Annotated in this window: 17 protein-coding genes; 12 read left to right on the forward strand and 5 right to left on the reverse strand. The window is 41.6% G+C overall.

The genetic code is table 11. The features are described 5' to 3' along the window. The first annotated feature begins 5 nt into the window (after positions 1-5). The 11 genes from C7S20_RS11660 (at position 6) to rimO (ending at position 11,260) form a co-directional block, all read left to right on the forward strand. Positions 6-344: an Hpt domain-containing protein gene (locus C7S20_RS11660; RefSeq protein WP_107012629.1), complete on the forward strand. Its 339-nt coding sequence runs from the start codon at positions 6-8 to the stop codon at positions 342-344. After that, positions 344-1,612: a competence/damage-inducible protein A gene (locus tag C7S20_RS11665; protein WP_107012630.1), complete on the forward strand. Its 1,269-nt coding sequence runs from the start codon at positions 344-346 to the stop codon at positions 1,610-1,612. Before C7S20_RS11660 ends, C7S20_RS11665 begins: the two co-directional genes overlap by 1 nt. 204 nt (positions 1,613-1,816) lie before the next feature. Beyond that, complete coding sequence (gene rpmB / locus C7S20_RS11670) at positions 1,817-2,056, forward strand: 50S ribosomal protein L28 (RefSeq protein WP_107012631.1); 240 nt, start codon at positions 1,817-1,819, stop codon at positions 2,054-2,056. 21 nt (positions 2,057-2,077) lie between these two features. Next, on the forward strand, positions 2,078-2,260 hold the full coding sequence (gene rpmG, locus C7S20_RS11675; RefSeq protein WP_083644977.1) for a 50S ribosomal protein L33: 183 nt from the start codon (positions 2,078-2,080) through the stop codon (positions 2,258-2,260). An 8-nt stretch (positions 2,261-2,268) separates the two neighbouring features. Then, entirely contained in the window at positions 2,269-2,421 is a 153-nt protein-coding gene (locus C7S20_RS11680) for a DUF4295 domain-containing protein (RefSeq protein ID WP_107012632.1), read from the forward strand. A 136-nt stretch (positions 2,422-2,557) separates the two neighbouring features. After that, a complete protein-coding gene (gene ftsY, locus C7S20_RS11685) occupies positions 2,558-3,511 on the forward strand; it encodes a signal recognition particle-docking protein FtsY (RefSeq protein WP_107012633.1) in 954 nt (317 codons plus the stop codon). A 5-nt stretch (positions 3,512-3,516) separates the two neighbouring features. Continuing rightward, positions 3,517-5,157 (forward strand): amidase family protein, encoded by a 1,641-nt coding sequence (locus C7S20_RS11690; protein WP_107012634.1) that lies wholly within the window; start codon positions 3,517-3,519, stop codon positions 5,155-5,157. Continuing rightward, on the forward strand, positions 5,150-5,434 hold the full coding sequence (locus tag C7S20_RS11695) for a hypothetical protein (RefSeq protein ID WP_107012635.1): 285 nt from the start codon (positions 5,150-5,152) through the stop codon (positions 5,432-5,434). Before C7S20_RS11690 ends, C7S20_RS11695 begins: the two co-directional genes overlap by 8 nt. Before the next feature lie 105 nt (positions 5,435-5,539). Next, positions 5,540-8,785 carry a S41 family peptidase gene (locus C7S20_RS11700; protein ID WP_107012636.1) on the forward strand — a complete coding sequence of 1,082 codons (3,246 nt, stop codon included), beginning with the start codon at positions 5,540-5,542 and terminating at the stop codon, positions 8,783-8,785. Positions 8,786-8,949: 164 nt separating this feature from the next. After that, the gene (locus tag C7S20_RS11705) at positions 8,950-9,813 is read left to right on the forward strand and encodes an aminotransferase class IV (RefSeq protein WP_107012637.1); all 864 of its coding nucleotides are present in this window, start codon (positions 8,950-8,952) and stop codon (positions 9,811-9,813) included. Between the two features lie 94 nt (positions 9,814-9,907). Further along, on the forward strand, positions 9,908-11,260 hold the full coding sequence (gene rimO, locus C7S20_RS11710) for a 30S ribosomal protein S12 methylthiotransferase RimO (protein ID WP_107012638.1): 1,353 nt from the start codon (positions 9,908-9,910) through the stop codon (positions 11,258-11,260). Positions 11,261-11,335: 75 nt separating this feature from the next. Here rimO and C7S20_RS11715 read toward each other — a convergent pair whose 3' ends face one another. The 5 genes from C7S20_RS11715 to C7S20_RS11735 form a co-directional block, all read right to left on the reverse strand. Next, complete coding sequence (locus C7S20_RS11715) at positions 11,336-12,394, reverse strand: class I fructose-bisphosphate aldolase (RefSeq protein ID WP_107012639.1); 1,059 nt, start codon at positions 12,392-12,394, stop codon at positions 11,336-11,338. A gap of 25 nt (positions 12,395-12,419) precedes the next feature. Further along, a complete protein-coding gene (locus C7S20_RS11720; protein WP_107012640.1) occupies positions 12,420-13,706 on the reverse strand; it encodes an erythromycin esterase family protein in 1,287 nt (428 codons plus the stop codon). A 79-nt stretch (positions 13,707-13,785) separates the two neighbouring features. After that, on the reverse strand, positions 13,786-14,478 hold the full coding sequence (locus C7S20_RS11725) for a TVP38/TMEM64 family protein (RefSeq protein ID WP_159039920.1): 693 nt from the start codon (positions 14,476-14,478) through the stop codon (positions 13,786-13,788). 102 nt (positions 14,479-14,580) lie between these two features. Beyond that, positions 14,581-17,406, reverse strand: coding sequence for a M16 family metallopeptidase (locus C7S20_RS11730; protein WP_107012642.1), 2,826 nt, complete (start codon positions 17,404-17,406; stop codon positions 14,581-14,583). A gap of 1 nt (position 17,407) precedes the next feature. After that, the gene (locus C7S20_RS11735; protein ID WP_107014220.1) at positions 17,408-19,891 is read right to left on the reverse strand and encodes a M14 family metallopeptidase; all 2,484 of its coding nucleotides are present in this window, start codon (positions 19,889-19,891) and stop codon (positions 17,408-17,410) included. 111 nt (positions 19,892-20,002) lie between these two features. Between C7S20_RS11735 and bshC the strand changes: the two genes are divergently transcribed. Beyond that, complete coding sequence (bshC, locus tag C7S20_RS11740; RefSeq protein ID WP_107012643.1) at positions 20,003-21,619, forward strand: bacillithiol biosynthesis cysteine-adding enzyme BshC; 1,617 nt, start codon at positions 20,003-20,005, stop codon at positions 21,617-21,619.

Below are 21,619 nucleotides of genomic sequence, written 5' to 3' on the forward strand. Positions count from 1 at the left end.
GTACTATGGATAGCTACAATCTTGACGAGGTTCGTGAAATGGCCGGGGGCGATGAAGAATTTATGAAAACCGTGGTCGAGACTTTCCTTGAGGAAATCCCGCCAGATGTCGCAGCGATGAACGATGCCATACAAAATGATAATCCTTCGCTCTCCTATCAATATGCGCATAAAATGAAGCCAAATCTTCAGCTTTTTGGCCTGAATTTAATGGATCAGATTCGTATCATTGAGGCCTGGTCTAAACAGGGACAGAGAAAGGATGAAGTTCCTGATGCTGCCGCGGCTATCACTAAAAAAGTTGATGAAGCCGTAGTTGCTCTAAAAAATGATTTTGACCTCTAATGAAAGCTGAAATTGTTACCATTGGTGACGAGATACTCATTGGCCAGATTGTAGATACCAATTCGGTTTTTATTGCCCAAGAACTTACCAAAATTGGAATTTCTGTTCATCAAATCACTTCCATTCAGGATGAACGTGAGCACATATTAAAAACCATAGAGGGAGCAATGCTCCGTGCAGATATTGTGATCATGACCGGTGGACTGGGGCCCACCAAAGACGATATTACCAAAAAATGTCTCTGTGAATTCTTTGATGATGAACTGGAGCTAAACAAAGATGTCCTCAAGCATATCAAAGAGCTTTTCGATAAGTATATAGAAACTCCCTTTTCCGATCTTAATCGCGATCAGGCCCTTTTGCCAAAAAAAGCTACAGTGCTCCATAATGAATATGGAACCGCTGCTGGTATGTGGTTCGAGAAAGACGGAAAAGTAGTGATCTCCCTTCCGGGAGTACCTTTCGAAATGAAGGAACTCATCACCAGAGAAGTGGTTCCGCGCCTGATGCAGAATTTTTCGCGGGAATATATTATTTATAAAACGGTGGTTACCTACGGGGTGGGTGAAAGTGAAATTGCGCGTCGTATTGAGGACTGGGAAAACAACCTGCCTGAAGGTATTAAGCTGGCTTATCTTCCAAATCTTGGAAAGGTGCGCTTACGGCTTACTGCTAAAGGAGATAATGAGCAGAACCTCAGAAATGCCATTGAGAATCAGATAACCAGTCTGCACGAGTTTATTGGAGACATTATTTCCGGCTATGAAGAAGATGAACCTTTAGAAGTCGCTATTGGCAGGCTTCTGGCTCAGAATAGCTGGAAGCTTTCAACTGCTGAAAGTTGTACTGGTGGAAGGCTGGCTACCAAGTTTTCAAAAGCTCCGGGCTCTTCGGCATCTTTCAGCGGAAGCGTGGTTTGTTATGCAACACCATCTAAAACCGAACTTTTAGGTGTTTCAGAAAAACTGATCGAAGAAAAGTCTGTGGTCAGTGCAGAAGTCGCTCAGGCCATGGCCAAAGGAGCCCGCGAAAAATTTCACACCGAATTTTCCATAGCGACAACGGGAAATGCCGGGCCCACAAAAGGAGATAGCGATGCTGAAGTTGGGACGGTGTTTATTGCCATTGCGACTCCGCAGAAAGTGTTCAGTGAAGAATTCAATTTTGGGAACCACCGCGAAAAAGTGATAGGAAAAGCGGTTAATAAGGCCATGAAAATGCTTCAGGAAGCCATTTTTGAATACCGCGAGAACCTGGAACAGAAATAATCCCGAAAAATTCTTTAAATCAAACTTGAAATTTAGATTTTAATTTTTTATTCTTAAAAAGTGGAAGTCATATATACCGGGTGCTGCGAGATTTTTTATGCCTGTAGAGAAGCCTCGAAATATTTTTTTTCAATTAGTTGTCTGTTAGGTAAAAAAATCGTTAATTTGCAGCCTGTTTTGAAATAACGAGAAAAGTATAGAGCAATGTCAAGAGTTTGTGAACTTACCGGGAAAAGAGCAATGGTTGGGAACAATGTTTCTCACGCTATGAACAAGACCAAACGTAAATTCAATGCGAATTTGGTTAAAAAACGTTTTTACATCCCTGAAGAAGACAGATGGGTAACTTTAAAAGTATCTACATCTGCGTTAAAAGATATTAACAAGAAAGGAATCTCTGCCGTGATCAAAGAGGCCAGAGCTAAAGGATTTCTTAAGAAATAATTCCGATAAAAAACATTCACAATGGCAAAGAAAGGTAACAGAGTTCAGGTAATCCTTGAATGTACAGAACATAAAGCATCTGGACAACCAGGTACTTCAAGATATATCACAACCAAGAATAAAAAGAACACTCCAGACAGACTTGAGTTGAAGAAATTCAACCCGGTTCTTAAGAAGATGACTGTTCATAAAGAAATAAAATAATATAAGTCATGGCAAAGAAATCAGTAGCAAGTATTCAAACAGGATCTAAAAGGCTTACCAAAGCTATCAAAATGGTAAAGTCTGAGAAAACCGGTGCCTATACTTTCGTGGAGCAGATCATGGCTCCTGAAGATGTAAACGACTTTTTGAAACAAAAATAATCGTTTAACAGCGAGTAAAATCATATAAAAAAGCCGTTCGGATTTATCTGGACGGCTTTTTTCTTTTTGTGTATATTTATGGCCCTAAAAAGAAAAGCCGTGGAGGCTTCTTTGTTTTAAAAAACCTGCCGAAATAATGAGTTTATTTAAAAAGATATTTTCTAAGGAAAAAAAGGAAAACCTCGATAAAGGACTGGAAAAATCAAAAACCAGTTTCTTTGATAAAATGAGCAAGGCCGTTGCCGGAAAATCGAAGGTCGACGATGAGGTGCTTGATGAACTTGAAGAAGTGCTGGTGAGAAGTGATGTAGGTGTTGCTACAACCATTAAGATCATCAACAGAATAGAAGAGCGCGTGGCCCGTGATAAATATGTTGGCACCGATGAACTAAACAAAATTCTTCGCGAAGAGATCGCCGCCTTGCTTTCAGAAAATAATACAGGCGAGTATGCCGAACTTGATATTCCTGCCGATAAAAGGCCTTATGTGATCATGGTCGTGGGAGTGAATGGGGTTGGAAAAACTACTACTATCGGAAAACTTGCACATCAGTTTAAAAGTCAGGGTAAAAAAGTGGTTTTAGGCGCAGCCGATACCTTCCGTGCAGCCGCGATCGACCAGCTTCAGATCTGGGCCGATAGAACCGGCGTTCCAATCATCAAACAGAAAATGGGTAGTGATCCGGCTTCCGTGGCGTTTGATACCATTCAGCATGCCGTAAAAATGGACGCCGATGTGGTTTTAATCGATACCGCGGGTCGACTTCATAATAAAGTGAACTTGATGAAAGAGCTTTCCAAGGTGAAAAGGGTGATGCAGAAGACCATTGCTGAAGCTCCTCATGAGGTTTTGCTGGTTCTGGACGGGTCTACCGGCCAGAATGCGTTTGAACAGGCAAAACAATTTACCGCAGCTACTGAAGTCACTTCTCTTGCAGTTACCAAACTCGACGGTACGGCTAAAGGCGGAGTGGTAATAGGCATCAGCGATCAGTTTAAAATTCCTGTGAAGTATATTGGAGTGGGAGAAGGGGTTGAAGATCTTCAGGTATTTAATAAATATGAATTTGTAGATTCCTTCTTTAAATAATTTATATGAAAAAATCAGTACTTCTTTTGCTCATGGCCTTTGCGATGCTGGCCTGTAAAAACGACTCGCAAAACGATCAGGAAAATATACAAACTGAAACCGATTCTACCGATACGGTTAAGGAAATGGAATTCAAGGTCGTCGACTCCAAATATATCAATAATGACAGCCTTTGGATGCCTTTTGAAAGCGCGCTAGCCAATTTTTCTGAAACCCGATACAACGAAGTAAAAGACCTGGTTTTTGAAAAGCCTATTCCCGAAATCCAGGAAGCGGTTAAAAGCGGAAAACTTAGTTACGAAGAAATCGCTCTTTTTTACCTTAAGAGAATCAAAAAGTACGACCGCAACAATGAGCTTTCCCTGAATTCGGTGATCGCTCTGAATCCTGATCTACTGAAAGAAGCCCGCGAAAAAGACGAACAGCTTAAAAAAAATCCCGATCATAATCCTATTTACGGAATTCCGGTATTGTTGAAAGATAATATCGATGCCGAAGGAATGCCTACTACGGCCGGGGCTGCTGCCCTTCAGGAGAACAATGCCAACGACGCCGTTATTGTAAAGCGTTTAAGGGAAAACGGTGCTCTTATTTTAGGAAAAGCGAATCTGAGCGAATGGGCTTATTTCTTTTGCGGCGAATGTCCCAGCGGATATTCTGCCGTGGGTGGGCAAACTCTTAACCCTTATGGAAGAAAGATACTCGATACCGGGGGGTCCAGCTCGGGAAGTGGTGTCGCCGTGGCAGCTAATTTAGCTCCGGTAGCCGTTGGTTCAGAGACGTCGGGATCTATCCTTTCTCCGTCAAGCCAGAATTCGGTTGTTGGTTTAAAACCTACTATCGGACTTCTTAGCCGTGGCGGAATTGTTCCAATCTCAAGCACCCTCGATACTCCAGGCCCGATGACCAAATTTGTGGTTGATAATGCTATTTTGCTTTCCGCTATGACTGGTATTGATAAAAAAGATCCTGCTTCGGCAGCTGCAGGCAAAGATGCCCGGGACTATTATAAAGACTTAAAAGAAGTCGTTCTTACCGGAAAACGCTTTGGTGCCATCAAAGCTCTTATGAAAGATACTTTGTATATGCGCGCCGTCAACGATCTTAAAAATGCAGGTGCCGAAATTGTGGAATTTGAGGCAGAAGATATCGATCTTCCAAATTTCACCAGATTGCTCAACCTCGATATGAAAAAGGATCTTCCCGCTTATTTTCAGAATTATGGCGGCGATGTGGATTTTGAAAATGTGGGTGATGTTGTGGAATATAATAATCAGGATTCGTTAAAAAGAGCTCCTTACGGGCAGGCCCTTTTTCTCGGAATTCTCAAAGATTCGGCAACTGCTGAAGAATTCGCGGCCATAAAAGATACCTTGCGACGAAATGGAACCCGTTTCTTTGAAAAGCCAATGAAAGAACACAATCTTGATGCGGTCCTTTCCATCAATAACTATCATGCGGGTTACGCGGCGGTGGCTAAATATCCGGCGATTACCGTACCAATGGGTTACAGCAGCGATAATCATGCTCCCGAAGGACTCACTTTTATAGGAAGACCTTTTACCGAGCAACAATTGTTGAACTGGGCCTATACTTTTGAACAAACCACGAATCGCAGACAAACCCCAGACAATTATAATGAGTAAACTTAGAGATCGCTATCTTTCAACTATTTCGAAGATCATTTTCTTTTATTCGGTTTTTTATATCGTGATGAAGGTACTGGCGATCTTTCAGGGAGCCTGGATTTGGGCAAATCTGATCCTCACAATCCCTTATCTCATTTTCGCCTTAATAGGCGGCTATATGTTCAAAAGGAATTCCTATAGTTGGATCTACGTGATCGCGGGGATTATTTTGATAAGCGTGGTGCGTTATTTTGAAAAGGAATGGATGATGCAGCTGCACCTGTATTTTCAATAATTTACCTGACTCAAAATCGCTTGATTTTAAACTTTCAATGGCGATTGGTGTCAAAATTATATACTAGAACTTCATTTAATTTAAAAATTAATTTCCATTGAATTTATGAGAAAAATTTTCTTTGCGATTTTTATCGCTTTTCTGGCCTTAACTATGAGTGCTCAGGAAGATGTGCATTGGCTGCGATATCCCAGTATCTCTCCTGATGGTAAGACCATTATTTTTGGATATATGGGCAATCTCTATCGCGTAAATACAAGTGGTGGTGTAGCAACTCCTGTCACCACCGGCGATGCTTACGATATGCGTCCGGTGTGGAGCAGTGATGGCAAAACCCTTGCCTTTGCCAGTGATCGGTATGGCAATTTTGATGTTTATACAATGCCTGCCGAAGGCGGAACTCCTGTTAGGATAACCTACAACAGCAGTGATGACTATCCCTATGACTTTACTCCTGATAATCAGGAAGTCCTTTTCGGGAGCGGAAGGAACGCCCCTGCTAAAAGCGTGAGATTTCCCAGCCCCGGACTTTTCAATAATTTATATACAATTCCTGTAAAAGGAGGTCGCCCGGTTCTGCTGTCTGCAGCTGGGGCTGAAGAAGCTACCTACAATAACGACGGCTCAAAACTGGTTTTCCAGGATAGGAAAGGCTATGAGGATGCATTCAGAAAGCATCATACGTCAGCAGTTACGCGCGATGTTTGGTTATATGATATTAATAATAATTTATACGATCAGTTAAGTACTTTTAAAGGGGAGAACCGTGAACCGGTTTTTAGTTCTGATGGAACTTCGGTTTATTTTCTGAATGAAAAAGATGGTACTCAAAACCTATACAAGATGCCTGTAAGTGGTGGTTCAGAAACACAACTTACAACTTTTAAGGATTTTCCGGTTCGACATCTAAGTATTTCTAATGATGACCTGATCTCGTTTACCTGGCAAGGTGATGTTTATACTTTGAGTCCGGGTGGAACGCCTCAAAAACTGAATATTCAGGTTAATGATGATGCGGGTTATGAACCGATTGAAAATATGGATATCAATACGGTAACTGAATTTGCGGTGAGTCCAAATAACAAAGAGATCGCGTTTGTAAACAGAGGTGAGGTTTTTGTAACCGGCGTTGATGATTCCCGCACCAAACGAATAACCAATACCCCGGAGCAGGAGCGCATGATCAGCTGGTCTCCTGATGGAAAAACACTACTTTTTTCCGGAGAAAGAGACGGTAGCTGGAATGTATATAAAGTTACTTTAACACATCCTGAAGAAGAATATTTCTATGCTTCTACCGTATTGAATACTGAGCCTATTATTGCCACCGAGGCAGAAGAATTTCAGCCAAAATATTCACCTGACGGAAAGAAGATCGCTTTTATAGAGGAGCGAAATATCCTGGTTATAAAGGATCTTGACAGCAAGAAGAAAACTACTGTTTTTCCGGAAGGCAGAAACTATTCTTACAGTGACGGCGACTGGTTTTACCAGTGGAGCCCTGATAGCCGGTGGCTGCTGGTAGATGATCAGAAAGGTTATGTTTTCAACAACAATACCGCCCTTATAAAAGCCGATGGATCGGGTGAGATTTTCCACCCGGTAAATAGCGGCTTTGGTGAAAGCAATCCTAAGTGGGCTATGAAAGGGAAAATGATGACCTATGAAAGTAGTAAGGAAGGGCGACGTTCACTGGCAATGCAGGGAAGTTCAGAGGTTGATATTTACGGTGTATTTTTCGACCAGGAGGCCTACGATAAATATATGCTCAGCAAGGAAGAATATGAACTTCTGAACGATCGTGAGCAGAAGGAAAAAGTAGAGCAGGAGAAAAAAGCAAAAGAAGAGGAAAATAAAAAGTCAAAGAAGAAAAATGACGAGAAGAAAGAAGAGCCTCTTCAGCTTAATCTTAAAAACCTTGAGCAGCGAAGAGAAAAACTAACAATTAACAGCTCGAGCATTAGCGATTATGTATTGAATAAAGATGCGAGTAAGGTATACTATCTTTCCTCGTTTGAAAAGGGCTATGACCTTTGGGTGACTGAACCGCGAACTCGCGAGACTAAAATTCTTGCCAAACTTGGTGGATCTCCCAGTGGTATTGAGATTAGTGATGATGATAAGACCTTATTTTTGAGCAATAATGGCAAACTGGTAAAAGTTGATACCGAAAGCGGAAAAGTGACGAATATCGAGATTGCCGGCGATATGATGGTGAATGCCGCTGCAGAAAGGGAATACATCTTCAATCATGCCTGGAGACAGGTGAAGAAGAAATTCTATGATCCCAATTTACATGGAGTTGACTGGAAAATGTATAAAGAGGAATATTCAAAATTCCTTCCGTACATCAATAACAACTATGATTTTCAGGAATTATTGAGCGAGCTTCTTGGAGAACTCAACGCCTCACATACCGGCGGTAGATATCGTCCTGAAAACAATGGTATGAAAACAGCCTCTTTCGGATTGCTTTATGATGAAACCTATACTGGTAACGGAATTAAAGTTTCTGAAGTGATCGCCGGCGGACCGCTCGACAAAGCCAAAAGCCGAATTAAAGCTGGTGATATCATAACTAAGATTAACGGTGAGGAGATTGGCAGCGAGGAGAACTGGAATAAATATTTGCTCAATCTTGAGGATAAAAATGTGCTTTTGAGCGTGAAAAGTGGGGACGCAACTTTCGAAGAAAAGCTCAAGCCTATCTCGGTTAATGAGGAAAGCGGATTGATGTATCGCCGCTGGGTCAATATGATGGAACACAAGGTAGATTCGCTGAGCAATGGCCAGTTGGGTTATCTTCACATCCGCGGTATGAACGATAGCAGTTTCAGGGATGTTTACGAAAGTGCCCTGGGAAAAAATCTCAGTAAAAAAGCGCTTGTGGTCGATACCCGCTTTAATGGGGGTGGATGGCTACACGATGACCTGAATACTTTCTTAAGCGGCGAGGAATATCTGAAATTTTCTCCGCAGGGTCATATTGTGAAAGGTGGCGAGCCTATGACGCGATGGACCAAACCGAGTATCGTGGTGATGAGCGAAAGCAATTATAGCGACGCGTTTATCTTCCCTTATATCTACAAACAAAATGGAATAGGAAAGCTGGTTGGAATGCCGGTTGCCGGTACTGGTACTGCCGTTTGGTGGGAACGCCAGATAGATCCGACGATCGTTTTTGGAATTCCTATGATTGGAACCATTGGTGACGAGGGTAGACCTACCGAAAACCTTCAGCTTGAACCGGATATTTTGGTACCGCTACCTTATAAGGCATTCCTAAATGGAAAGGATACGCAAATTCAGGCCGCTGTGAATGAACTTCTTAAAGAGGTGAATCAGGAATAATAAAGAGTTAATCTTCTTAAGAAGCCGCGAAAAAAGGAAATTTTGTCATTCTGAATTTATTTCAGAAACTGGCAAATTTGAAAAACGAAATTATAAAAGACCCTTAAACAAGTTAAGGTTGAAGATTTCGGACTTTTTTCGCGGTTTCTTTTATTTTTGAAATTATGAATAACTCGGCTTTTCCTTCCGAAGTATATCTAAATGGCAGCTGGCTAAAAACCGAAGAGGCCAAAATATCAGTATTTGATCGTGGGTTTATGCACGGTGATGGTATTTATGAAGTCACCCCTTTTTATAATGGCATGGCTTTTTTGCTGGAAGACCACCTGGAAAGACTCAATTACTGCCTTGAGCAAATTGGACTGAATTTCGATACTTCTGAAATCAAAAATCTCGTTTACGAAGCTTTGGAGCGCGCTGGACTCTCAAATTCTGATGCTGCTGTTTATATGCAGATCAGTCGGGGAATGGCTCCAAGAACTCATTTTATTCCAAACGATATTCAGCCTACTTTTTTGATGTATGCGTTCCCGGCCACCTTGGAAGGCTTTGAAAATAAGAGCTGGAAAGTGCTATTATCTAAAGACCTTCGCTGGCATCGCTGTGACATCAAAACTACGTCCTGGCTGGCTAATACCATGGCCAATTCAAAATCTCATGAACTCGGCCTAAATGAAACTATTCTCTATCGGGACCAGGTAATTACCGAAGGTTCACATTCTTCCATCTTTTTTATTAAAGGAAATTCTATTTATACCCATCCCGAAGGACCTGCTATTCTTTTGGGGATCACGCGTAAATTTGTGATTGGACTTTGCCGGGAACTCGGTATTGAAATTAGGGAAAAACCTGTTCTTTTATCTGAAATCGGAAATATTGATGAGATCTTCTGTACCGGCACCACCACCCAGATCATGCAGGTAAATGAGATGATTTTTGAAGGAAAATCGGTATTTAAAAATTGCCGGAAAAGTGAAACTCTTAAAAAACTTCAATCGGCATTTAAGGAAAAAACTTTAAAACTCTAGGCTTTTAATGCATTTTATATTTAACTCATAGTCAAATTCATTAGCTTCTTTATTTCTAATTTTAGATTGTATCTTTGCACTCCTAAATTTTAGTATGAGAACGAAGTCGAGAAAAAAGAACAGGATCAATGTGGTTACCCTGGGTTGTAGTAAGAATGTTTACGACAGCGAGGTTTTGATGGGGCAGCTTAAGGCCAACAAGAAAGATGTGGTACATGAGCAGGAAGGAAATATTGTCGTGATCAATACCTGCGGATTTATCGATAATGCCAAGGAGCAATCGGTGAATACGATTCTTGAATTTGTTGAAAAGAAAGAGCAGGGCGAGGTAGACAAGGTTTTTGTGACCGGATGCCTTAGTGAACGCTATAAACCCGAACTTCTAAAGGAAATTCCGAATGTTGACCAGTATTTTGGAACTACCGAATTGCCATCCTTGCTTAAAGCCCTGGAAGCCGATTATAAACATGAACTTTTAGGGGAGCGAATGACCACGACTCCGCAGAATTATGCTTTTTTGAAGATCGCCGAAGGTTGTGATCGTCCGTGTTCGTTTTGTGCTATCCCTTTGATGCGCGGGAAACATCGGTCCACACCCATCGAACAAATAGTTAAAGAAGCCAAAGGACTTGCAGCAAATGGCGTAAAGGAACTGATACTTATAGCTCAGGACTTAACTTATTACGGTCTTGATCTTTATAAAAAACGAAACCTGGCAGAATTGCTCGAAAATCTTGTCAAGGTTGAAGGCATTGAGTGGATTCGCCTTCATTATGCCTTTCCTACAGGCTTCCCGATGGATGTACTGGAAGTGATGAAAAGGGAGCCGAAAATATGCAATTATCTGGATATACCGCTGCAGCATATTTCAGATGATCTTTTGAAATCGATGCGACGTGGCACCACTCACGAAAAAACTACCAAATTGCTGAAGGAATTCCGAAAAACGGTTCCTGAAATGGCCATTAGAACTACGCTGATCGTTGGTTATCCGGGAGAGACCGAAGCTCATTTCGAGGAATTAAAGGAATGGGTAAAGGAAATGCGATTTGAACGCCTGGGTTGTTTTACTTATTCTCATGAGGAAAATACACATGCTTTTAATCTTGAAGATAATGTTCCGGAAGATGTGAAGCAGCAGCGAGCAAACGAGATCATGGAAATCCAGTCTCAGATCTCCTGGGAACTGAATCAGGAAAAAATTGGAAAGACCTTTAAAGTGATTATAGATCGTAAGGAAGGCAATTATTTTGTTGGTCGTACCGAGCATGATTCACCCGATGTGGATAACGAAGTGCTGATCGACGCTACCGAAATTTATCTGAAAACTGGAGAATTCTATGATGTAAAGATCACCGATGCTGCCGATTTTGACCTTTACGGAACTCCGTTAAATGTTAATACTGAAAAACCCGGGAGAAAAGAATTAAAGATAAGGTCTGTTTAATAGAACAGTTGCTATAAAAATAAACCTCCCAGGTTTCAAAAACCTGGGAGGTTTTATTTTTTGCTTAAATTGAGTTTAAGCAACGCTAATATTCTTTTCCAGGTAAACTTCCTGAACTTTATTCAGAAGAGCCACACCATCTTTCATTGGCCGCTGAAATGCTTTTCGCCCCATAATGAGCCCGGAACCGCCAGCACGTTTATTTACCACAGCGGTTTTGATCGCTTCTTTTTCATCGGAATCTCCTTTGGAACCTCCACCGGAATTGATCAGACCAATTTTACCCATATAGCAGTTAGCTACCTGATAGCGGCAAAGGTCAATGGGGTGGTCGGTGGTGAGCCCTTCATACATTTCGTCATTAAATTTTCCGAAACCTATGTTCTTGAAACCGAAATTATTTGTCGGTAATTTCTGCTTGATCACATCGGCTTTAATCGTGACGCCAAGGTGGTTTGCCTGCCCGGTTAGATCGGCTGAGCTGTGATAATCTTCACCCTCTTTTTTGAAAGCTGAATTCCTTGTATAGCACCAAAGAATAGTTGCCATTCCCAGCTCATGAGCTCTTTCAAAACCTGCCGCTATTTCCTGAAGCTGCCTGTTACTTTCTTCCGATCCGAAATAAATTGTCGCTCCGATTGCTACGGCTCCCATATTCCAGGCTTCATCTACCGATCCATAAGGAATCTGGTCATATTTATTAGGATAGGTGAGCAGCTCATTGTGATTGATCTTGACTATAAACGGTATCTTATGAGCATATTTTCTGGAATGCCTCGCTAATACTCCAAAAGTGGAGGCCACACCGTTACAACCGGCTTCAATAGCCAGTTTTACAATATTTTCCGGATCGAAATAATCCTGGTTCTTATAAAATGAAAATGCTGCTGAATGTTCAATTCCCTGGTCGATGGGAAGAATGTTTATATATCCGCTTCCTCCTAAATTTCCGTGGTTATAAAGCTGGGCAAGACTTCTTAAGACCTGTGGATTCCGGTCTGAATCTTCAAAAGTTCGAACCACTTCCGGCCCGGGAATGCTTAGCCGTTCTTTTTTGATCTTTTCGCAGGTATGCCCCAGATAATAATCGGCTTCTTTACCCAGTGTTTCTTTTACGTATTCAATAGTGTTCATTATGACTTATTTTTTGGTTGTTTTTTTATATTCCAAAAGGATAGGTTTCCGGAGTTAAAGCTCCTTCAGGTTCCAATTTCAATGGGTGAAGGGCAGTGGTTTTATCTATGAAAATGAATCCGTCATAGCGTTTTGGCATATGCGAAGGCACATAATTTCCTGATTCCCGCTCGGGATGGTAAACCACGCCAATAGCACGATGACCAATTCTTTCACTGAAAATTTCCTGAGCTTTCGGTTCATCAAAGAAAAAAAGGCTATCTTCTTTCGTAAATTCGTGCATCTCATTTTCAAAACTTCCCGGAATACCTTCCGGAACCATCATTCTTCGCATAGGAGCTCCCCATCGACTTCCGGCAATGACAGATCCCTCGTAGGAACCAAATCCGAGAAGGAAAGTATCCTCAACCCCTTTTTCTTCGCGTACCAGCTGACCAATATTAAAGAGTCCGCTGTGTCGCATATCGGTAGCTCTGGCGTCTCCAATATGGGTGTTGTGCTCCCAGACGATCACTTTTTTATCTTTGCCGTGATAATTTATCAGGCTGTTCAGGGTTTCCATCATGTGGCGGTCGCGAATATTCCAGGTCTTTTCGCCCAGATCGGCCATGGCCGTATAGTATTTTTCGGCATTTGCCATGACCAGGGAATTGATCTCAGCATTTAGATCGGCTTCAGGCTCGTTATCGTATTGGTGAGCTCTTTCCCGCACCTGCTTCAGCAGCTTAACCACTTCTTCTTTACAACCTGGTTTGGAACGTTCAAATATTGAACCGTAAGAATCTTTAGCCTTGTAGGGCTCAAAACAGGTGAGCGCATTTTTCGCGAGATCTGCCGTTTCAGGATCTTCCTTTTCGAGATAATTTACAATGATCTCCATGCTTTCCCAGAGGCTGTAGACGTCGAGGCCATAAAAACCAACCTTTTCGGCATATGGTAAATGATCATTGTGCGCTTTCAGCCAGGTCGCAAATGCAGCGATCTCCCAGTTTGCCCACATCCAGGTAGGCCAGCGTTTGAACTCGTGTAAAACTTCTGAAATTTCTCCTTCAGTTTTTCCTTTGATCCATTTATTGATGGCAAAACAATCCGGCCAGTCTCCTTCCACAGCGATAAAAGAGAAACCTTTTTCCTCTATTAGTTTTTTTGAAATCTGTGCCCGCCAGGTATAATATTCATGTGTTCCGTGGCTGGCCTCGCCCAGAAGCACGTATTTTTTATCCCCGATCTTTTCCATGAGCTGGTCAAGATCTTCTTCGGAATGAAGTGCATGGAAAATTTCTGAATTTGATATCTGATTAGAAAAAGACATAATTCATGCTTTTTCCTGAAGGTAAAATTTTTAGTTAAGGAGCTGACTTATAGGGATGATAAAAAAACCTAAAAAAAAGTTAAGCATTTTCCTTTTTGCGTTTTTTCTTATTGCGATGATCAATATATACATAAGCGGCGTAGATCAGAATTCCGGCACCGCCAATCCAATAGAGGCCATTTTTGAGTTTTTCAGTCTCTCTTCCGAAATAAGCAATGGCAAAGGCAAGAGGAGTAATTCCGCAGAGGGTGGCAAAAATAAACTTGCGGTATTTCATACCGAGCATTCCGGCAATAATACTGATGCCATCATTTGAAAGAAAAGGTGAAATTCTGAAAATCGCGATGGTCCAGAAGCCGTAATTTGAAACCCAGTAACTAATCTGCTTGTTTTTAGAACTGCCGAGCATTTTCTGAAGCCGGTCTTCTCCAAGGAATTTTCCTATCCAGAAGGCGATCGTTGAAGCACAAAAAACACCGGCGACAGAGATGAGCGCTCCACCCCAGAAACCATAGGCTAGCACCGCTACGATCATGGGAAGCCAGGAGGGAAAAACCACGAGGAAAATTTGAAGGATCATGATAATGATGATCGCAAAAGGTCCCCAGAAACCAAAACCCTTGAAGTAATCACGAATTTTGATTTCATCCTGACTCCAGAGGATATTCCAGGTTTGGTTTATAAAATCATGAAAAGAAGGAATGGCGAAATAACATATTACCAGGGCGGCAATACAACTTCCGGTTAGGATGTACGAGAATTTTTCTGACAAATCCTGAATTTTTTGTTGAAAGCTGAAGATAAAAAATTGGCGGGAAAGAGTCTTCCCGCCAATCATTAAAGCTTTTATAAAATTTCTTTAAATAATATCGGTTTACTGACTATTCTCATTTTCAGGATTTAGCAAAATCGGCTCCCCGAAACCAAGCTCTTTGAGTCGCTCCAACTGGGTTTTCGCATCCCCCACAATGAGGTAATACATGCGCTCTGGATTGACATATTTTTTAGCGAGCTCCTGGATATCCATTACCGAAAGGTCCTCTACCTTTGCTTCCTGCTTTTTTATATAATCGTAATCATAGCCATAATCGCTGATCTCGCTTAGCATGTTAAGTTTAGCGCCCAGGGTCTCAAATTTACGCGCGTTGCTTTTGATCATATAACTTTTGGTTACCTCCAAATCTTCCGGGGTAAAGGTGGAGGGATATTTTTCTAAGATCTCTTTGATCAGAGAAGCCGCTTCGTAGGTGATATTTGTTCTCACGCCGCTGCTTATCACAAAAGGGCCGATATAATTACGGTCTTCAAATCTTGAACGTATTCCGTAGGTATATCCTTTGCCTTCTCTGAGTTGCTGGGTTAGCCTGGAAGCAAAACTTCCGCCTCCCAGGCGATAATTCATCACTTCAGCGGGGTAAAAATCCTTGCTGGTTGCGGAAACTGCTGGCGCTCCAAACATGAATACGGACTGCTTGGCGCCTGGAACGTCATAAAAATAAACCTTTGATTCCTTGGGAGGCTGGAAATCAGGAACTTTTGGAAAGTCGACGCTCTTTGGGGGCCAGCTTGCAGAAATCGCTTTTAAAGCATCTGAAACTTTATCTTTTTCGATAGCGCCAGCAACCAGAAAACTTGAATTTAGTGGAGAGAGATTTTCTTCGTAATAATTCTTCAGGTCCTGAAGTTTCATGTCCTCCACGGTTTCTTCAGTCCCCAATTCGTTATAAGAAAGAATATTATCCTTTCCGTAGATAAGTTTGTCAAACTGGTTTTGAGCGATCGCATTAGGATCCCCTTTTTCTTCCTGTAATTCGCTTAGGGTTTGCTGTTTAAGCAATTCAAATTCCTTCTCGTCCCAACGTGGCTCCAGTAGAATCTCTTTTACGAGTTTCATGGTTTCAGGGAAATTCTTTGCCAGGGTAGTGCCGAAAATGCTCATTTTCTCTTTACCCGAACGAACATAGATCGACGCACCAAGTAATTCGATGGCCTCTTCAAGTTCAGCAGGAGTTTTGGTTTGTGTCCCCCTGGTCATCAGGCTGGCAAGCATATGAGCGACACCGGCATTCGATGGTTCTTCCAAAAGCTGTCCGCCTTTGATATCCAGGCTGAACTGTACCAGCGGTACCTCGTTATTGGTAATTCCCAGAATCTTCATTCCCGAAGGCATATTTGCTTCCCATACCTCGGGGATTGAGAGCTCAGGTTTTCCGTGATAAGGTGGCTCGACGCTGCGATCAAAACTGGAAGGGGTCTTTTCATAACTTGCCTGTTTGCTGGTATCAAATTCTTCTTCGGCACCCTCAACGATCTTTTCTTCTACCACTTTGGCTTTTTCTGAATTTTCGAGTGCGAGCTCAGGCTGGCCTTTGGGTACAAATGAAGTTGCTACAAAATTCTTTCCTTTAATGTATTTATTGTAAACCCGCATCACATCGTCGGCAGATACCGCCAGCATTTTTTCCACTTCCTTGTTGATATAATTGGGGTCATTCGCAAAGATTTGATATTGTGCCAGCTGAAAACCTTTTCCAAGCACACTGGAAATAGACTGGTAAAAACTGGTTTCAAGCCCGGCTTTTATACGCTGAAGATCTTTGGCAGGAATGCCTTTTTTTTCAAAATCTGAAAAAGTTTCCTTTATGGCCTGCTGTACAGAGTCGAGATCCTTTCCTTCATAAGCTCGCACCTGAAGCAGGAGTTCCCCTGCAAGTTCTGACGTATAATCTTCCATTTTCACATCCCCACTCAAGTTTTTTTCTTCCACTAATTTCTTATATAACGGCGCATTTTTTCCATCGGCAAGGTAATTTGCCAGGATTTCCAGGGCGTAAGAATCTTCATGGTAAGAATAAACAGAAGGCCAGGCGAGTGTAAGCTCGGGAAGTTTGGCAAAATTATCTTCGTGATAAAGTTTTTTTGTTTGATCAAGTTCTACCATCTGCTTTTCCTGCTCTTCGATTTGCGGTCCCCGCTCGATCTCATCAAAATATTTATGAACCCACTCCTTTGCCTCCTCCTTTTCAAAGTTTCCTGAAATGGTCAGGATCACATTGTTAGGTACATACCAGTGGTTATAAAAATCTTTTACATCCTGAAGTGTGGCATTTTGAAGATCTTCCAGGCTGCCTATTACCTGCCAGTGGTACGGATGGCCTTCCGGATATAAATTACGGTCGACTACATACATGGTGTGGCCGTAAGGGCGGTTATCGACCCGCTGCCTTTTTTCATTTTTGACTACCTGTTTTTCCTTGGCCAGTACAGGTTCTGTCACCGTATTTATGAAAAATCCGAGTTTTTCGGCTTCTGCCCAGATCATTTTTTCCAGCGCGTCATCAGGCACCGTCTGGAAATAGTTGGTACGATCACGGCTGGTCGAGCCATTTGCACCAGAACCACCCACCCGGGCACTGAGTTTATCAAGACCACCTTTGCCTAGATTTTCAGATTCAAGGAAAAGCAAATGCTCGAATAAATGCGCAAAGCCTGTTTTGCCTTCTTTTTCTCTGGCCGAACCCACATGGGCGGTAAGGGCTACCGCCACTACGGGATCTGAAGTATCCTGGTGAAGGATCACCTTCAGCCCGTTTTCCAGGCTGAAGGTTTCAAAATCTATCTGATATTTAGGTGACTTATCCTGTGCGAAAAGGCTTCCGCAGAACACCAAAAAAAGAGAGAAAGCTTTTAAAAATTTCATGTTATAGTGAAAAAACGTTGTTGTTCACAAAAAAGATGGCGTTGGCGAAAAACAGTTTTCCGTTTTGCCAGAAGGCCCTGAAAAGGGGATTGTCCACCATATAGATGATGCTTCCTTCTCCCATTCGTTCTTCCCCAAATACCAGTGAATTCTTGAGGTTTCTGGAAGCCTTGCTTCCGGCAAAGCCAGAAACGAATTCCGGATTTTTAATATACGCCACATTGTAACCATTGTCCAGAAAAGAATAAGTGTCGCTGCTCAATTTTAAACTGAAATACTCATCGTCATAACCATATGCCATGGGATGTGTAGGATCGACTGTTGTTTTTACAATGCTGCCGGTGATGAGATTACTGATACTCTGTCTTTCCCTTTGGCTATATGGAATCAAATTATTTTTTGAAATAGTATCTTTTGGCTCTGGTTTATTTTCTTTCAGGTCAAAGCCTTCCCGGCCGGCGAAAGACTGTAAAGCATCGCCAATTGCGATCAATTTGCCCCCATCTTTTACCCAGGAGGTGATTTTTTTAAAGGATTCTTCGTCAAGGAAGGCGGAATACGAACCGGAAGGCATTACCAAAACATCAAAATTATCCAGATCGGCTCTTTTGAAATAATCAGTTCCGATTGGGGTGATTTGATAATTAAGGTCTTTTTCAAAGAAATACCATACCTCGCCAAAATTCAGTGAAGACACTTCATTGCCGCGAAGTACAGCGATACGCTGTTTGTTGATGAGCTTCACATCAGCCGATCCAAAATCGGGACCTTTCGAAGAAAATCCGGTATTGGCATTGAAAAGTTGGCGCTGGTGATCATTAGCGATCTTTATCACTTTCTCATCGAAATTTTCCAGTTTCTGGTTGTCACTTTTTGTAATGATGAGGCTGCCGCGTTTAAATTTTTGTCCGCCGGTCTGAAACGGCGTCTCTGTAAACCGAACTCTTATATCATTTTTTAAAAGGTCAGCGAGGAAACTTGCATCCTGCATACTGTTCCATTTCAAAATATATGCGGCAGCATTCGGCGCAGGAGTATTTTGGATATTTTTCTGGGGGGCAGTTCCGGTCGCAGCCACAAGTTTTGAACTGGCGACTGCATCAAGTCCGTAGGCATAAGGAAGGCTCCAGGCAGTGATGTCGTAAGTGAGTGAATCATTCAGTTTGGTTTTTGGCTCAAAAAGTACCTTTACCATTTTACCTTTTGGCTGATTCACAGAAACGATAAGACTTCCATCGCCAAAATTTCCAGACCCTTTATTCGATGTTTTATAATTATACCCGCTTATACGGCCGGGATTCCCGTAGCCGTATTTTATTTCATGCTTATCTAGCAATTCAGTAAGCGCTTCCAGTTTATCAGGATCTCCGCTTAAAACATAGCTCTGGTAATCAAAATCATCATTCTGGAAGAATTTTTTGAATTGATTATTGAGCTCATCCGCATTTTTTGCAGCCATTTCTACAGTAGAAATTCCCGTGGTAAAATGATGGGCTATTCTATCTTTCAAAGTAAGTATATAGCCTTCATCGGTTTGAATGCCCAGACCGGCCATTCCGTGCCCTGCCTGTTCGTAAGTCATCCCAATGGCTCCCATATAAGTTGGATAGGTGTCGCCGTAACTGGGATAAAGTAAATCGAATCTTTCACCGGTAAAATAGAGCCATCCGTTTTCATCGAAATATTTCGCGTGGTTTTTTCCAATTCTGGTTTGGAAGTCTTTTTGGAAAGGAGTGATTACCTCATGAAAAGGCTCGGCAGCAGGTGCGAAATAATAGGGTTCATTAATTCCCTGTTCATGAAAATCGACATGAATATGAGGCATCCAGTCATTATAAACCTTTAATCGCTGTCTTGTTTCAACCTGTGTAGCCCAGGCCCAGTCACGGTTTAGATCGAAAAGATAATGATTCGGCCGTCCGCCTGGCCATGGTTCATGATGCTCTATGGCAATTTGTTTTGTGTTGTAAGGCTCGGTTTTCACCTGATTGTACCAGTTTACATAACGGTCGCGACCATCAGGATTCACGCAGGGATCGATGATCACCACAGTGTTTTCCAACCAGTCTTTTTTCTCGGTGATGAGCGTGTAAAGGGTTTTCATAGCAGCTTCGGTACTGGAAGCTTCATTGCCATGTACATTATAGCTAAGCCAGACAATGGCTTTATTTGAGGTAGCAGTTCCGGGAGAGGTCACTTCCTTTAAATGATCGGCCCTGATCTGTTCCAGGTTTTTAAGGTTCTCTTCGGAAGAGATTACCGCATAGGTGAGTGGCCGGCGTTCATTGGTTTTTCCATAGGTATGGTATTCGACTAAGGGAGAATTTTCTGCAACATCTGAAAAATAATCAACCACATCAGCGTGGCGTGTAAATTGAGATCCCAATTCATAACCCAAAAATTCTGAAGGGGATTTAACTTCTTGAGATACTGCTAATTGGATGTTTAGAAATAGAAAGCTAACTGCTAGAAAGTAATTTTTCATCAAATTAAAAATTTTTATAAACCCAGTAAATATAATACCTACCATTGAATTAACTAAAAATTAGTGAATAAATCCTTATCTTCAATATCTTTGCAGGTAGAACAGAAATCTATGCCAACCGAAAGTATTTCGTATTCCGAAACTAATTATTTTTCTCCTCTCATTCTTGACTATCTCTCTCGGAAAAAGGAAATCGGTGAATTTTATAACCGCTATCCTTCCGTTGAGAATTTCCGGGAACAGATTTCAGAAAAAGCTGAAAATTATAACCAGTCAATCAGGAAAGATTTGGTTGAGGTTTTAAGCGATCAGTACAGGCAGTTTGAAATCCATTCCTTAGTAGAGCAGAATTTTAACAAATTACGATCTGATAAAACCTTTACCATTACCACGGGGCATCAGCTGAATTTATTTACAGGACCTCTGTATTTTCTCTACAAGATCGTTTCAGCCATCAATCTTTCAAAAAAACTGAAGGAAACCTGGCCAGAATTCAATTTTGTCCCGGTTTACTGGATGGCCACGGAAGACCATGATTTTGAAGAAATAAATTATTTCAACCTGCACGGAAAGAAATTCAAATGGAATAATGCCGATTACCGTGCCGGTAATACCGCGGTCGGGATACTTTCTACCGAAGGACTTGATGAGGTTTTTGATCTTTTTTCAGCGGAAATAGGCGGAGGTGAAAAAGCCGATTACTTAAAAAACCTCTTTAAAAAGGCCTATTTAGAGCATAAAAACCTTACCGATGCCACCCGCTATATCGCCAACGAGCTTTTTGGCAAAGAAGGCCTGGTTATTCTCGACGCACAGGATAAGCGCCTGAAAAAACATTTTAGCCCCTATGTGAAAAATGAGCTTTTTGAAAAGATTTCTCACCGGGAAACTTCAGAAAGTGCTGAAAAACTTTCAAAACTGGATTATAATGTTCAGGTGAATCCCAGGGAGATCAATCTTTTTTACCTCAATTCTGAAATAAGGGAACGAATTATTGAACACGATGGGAGATTTTATGTACATGAACACGATATTTCCTGGTCTAAAGATGAAATGCTTAAAGAACTGGAGGAAAATCCGCAGCGATTTAGTCCAAATGTGATGTTGCGCCCGCTATATGAAGAGGTGATTTTGCCAAATCTCTGCTATATTGGCGGGGGAGGTGAGTTGGCTTACTGGATGGAGCTTAAATCGTATTTCGATGCTGAGAAAGTGACTTTTCCCATATTGTTACTTCGGAATTCTGCATTGCTTCAAACCGAAAAGCAGGATGAAAAAAGGCAAAAACTGAATATTTCCCTTCAGGAACTTTTTCTGAAGCAACATGAGCTCATCAATAGAAAGGTTCGTCAGATTTCAAATATTGACATTGATTTTTCACCTCAGAAGCAACATCTGGTAAAACAGTTTCAGCATCTTTATGAATTGGCTGAAAAAACCGATAAATCTTTCCTTGGGACTGTAAAGGCGCAGGAAGTCAAGCAACTAAAAGGCCTTGAAAACCTCGAAAAAAGATTGCTGAAAGCCCAAAAACGAAAATTAAAAGATGAGGTGCAGCGAATTGCGAAAATCCAGAATGAACTTTTTCCCAACAGAAGTCTTCAGGAAAGACAGACGAACTTTTCAGAATTTTATGTAGAATATGGAAAAGAGCTGATTTCAGCACTGCTGGAAAATTTAGATCCTTTAGAGTCTAACTTTAAAATTCTCACTTTTGGAAAAGACTAA

This window comes from Christiangramia fulva (genome assembly GCF_003024155.1).
Lineage (GTDB): Bacteria > Bacteroidota > Bacteroidia > Flavobacteriales > Flavobacteriaceae > Christiangramia > Christiangramia fulva.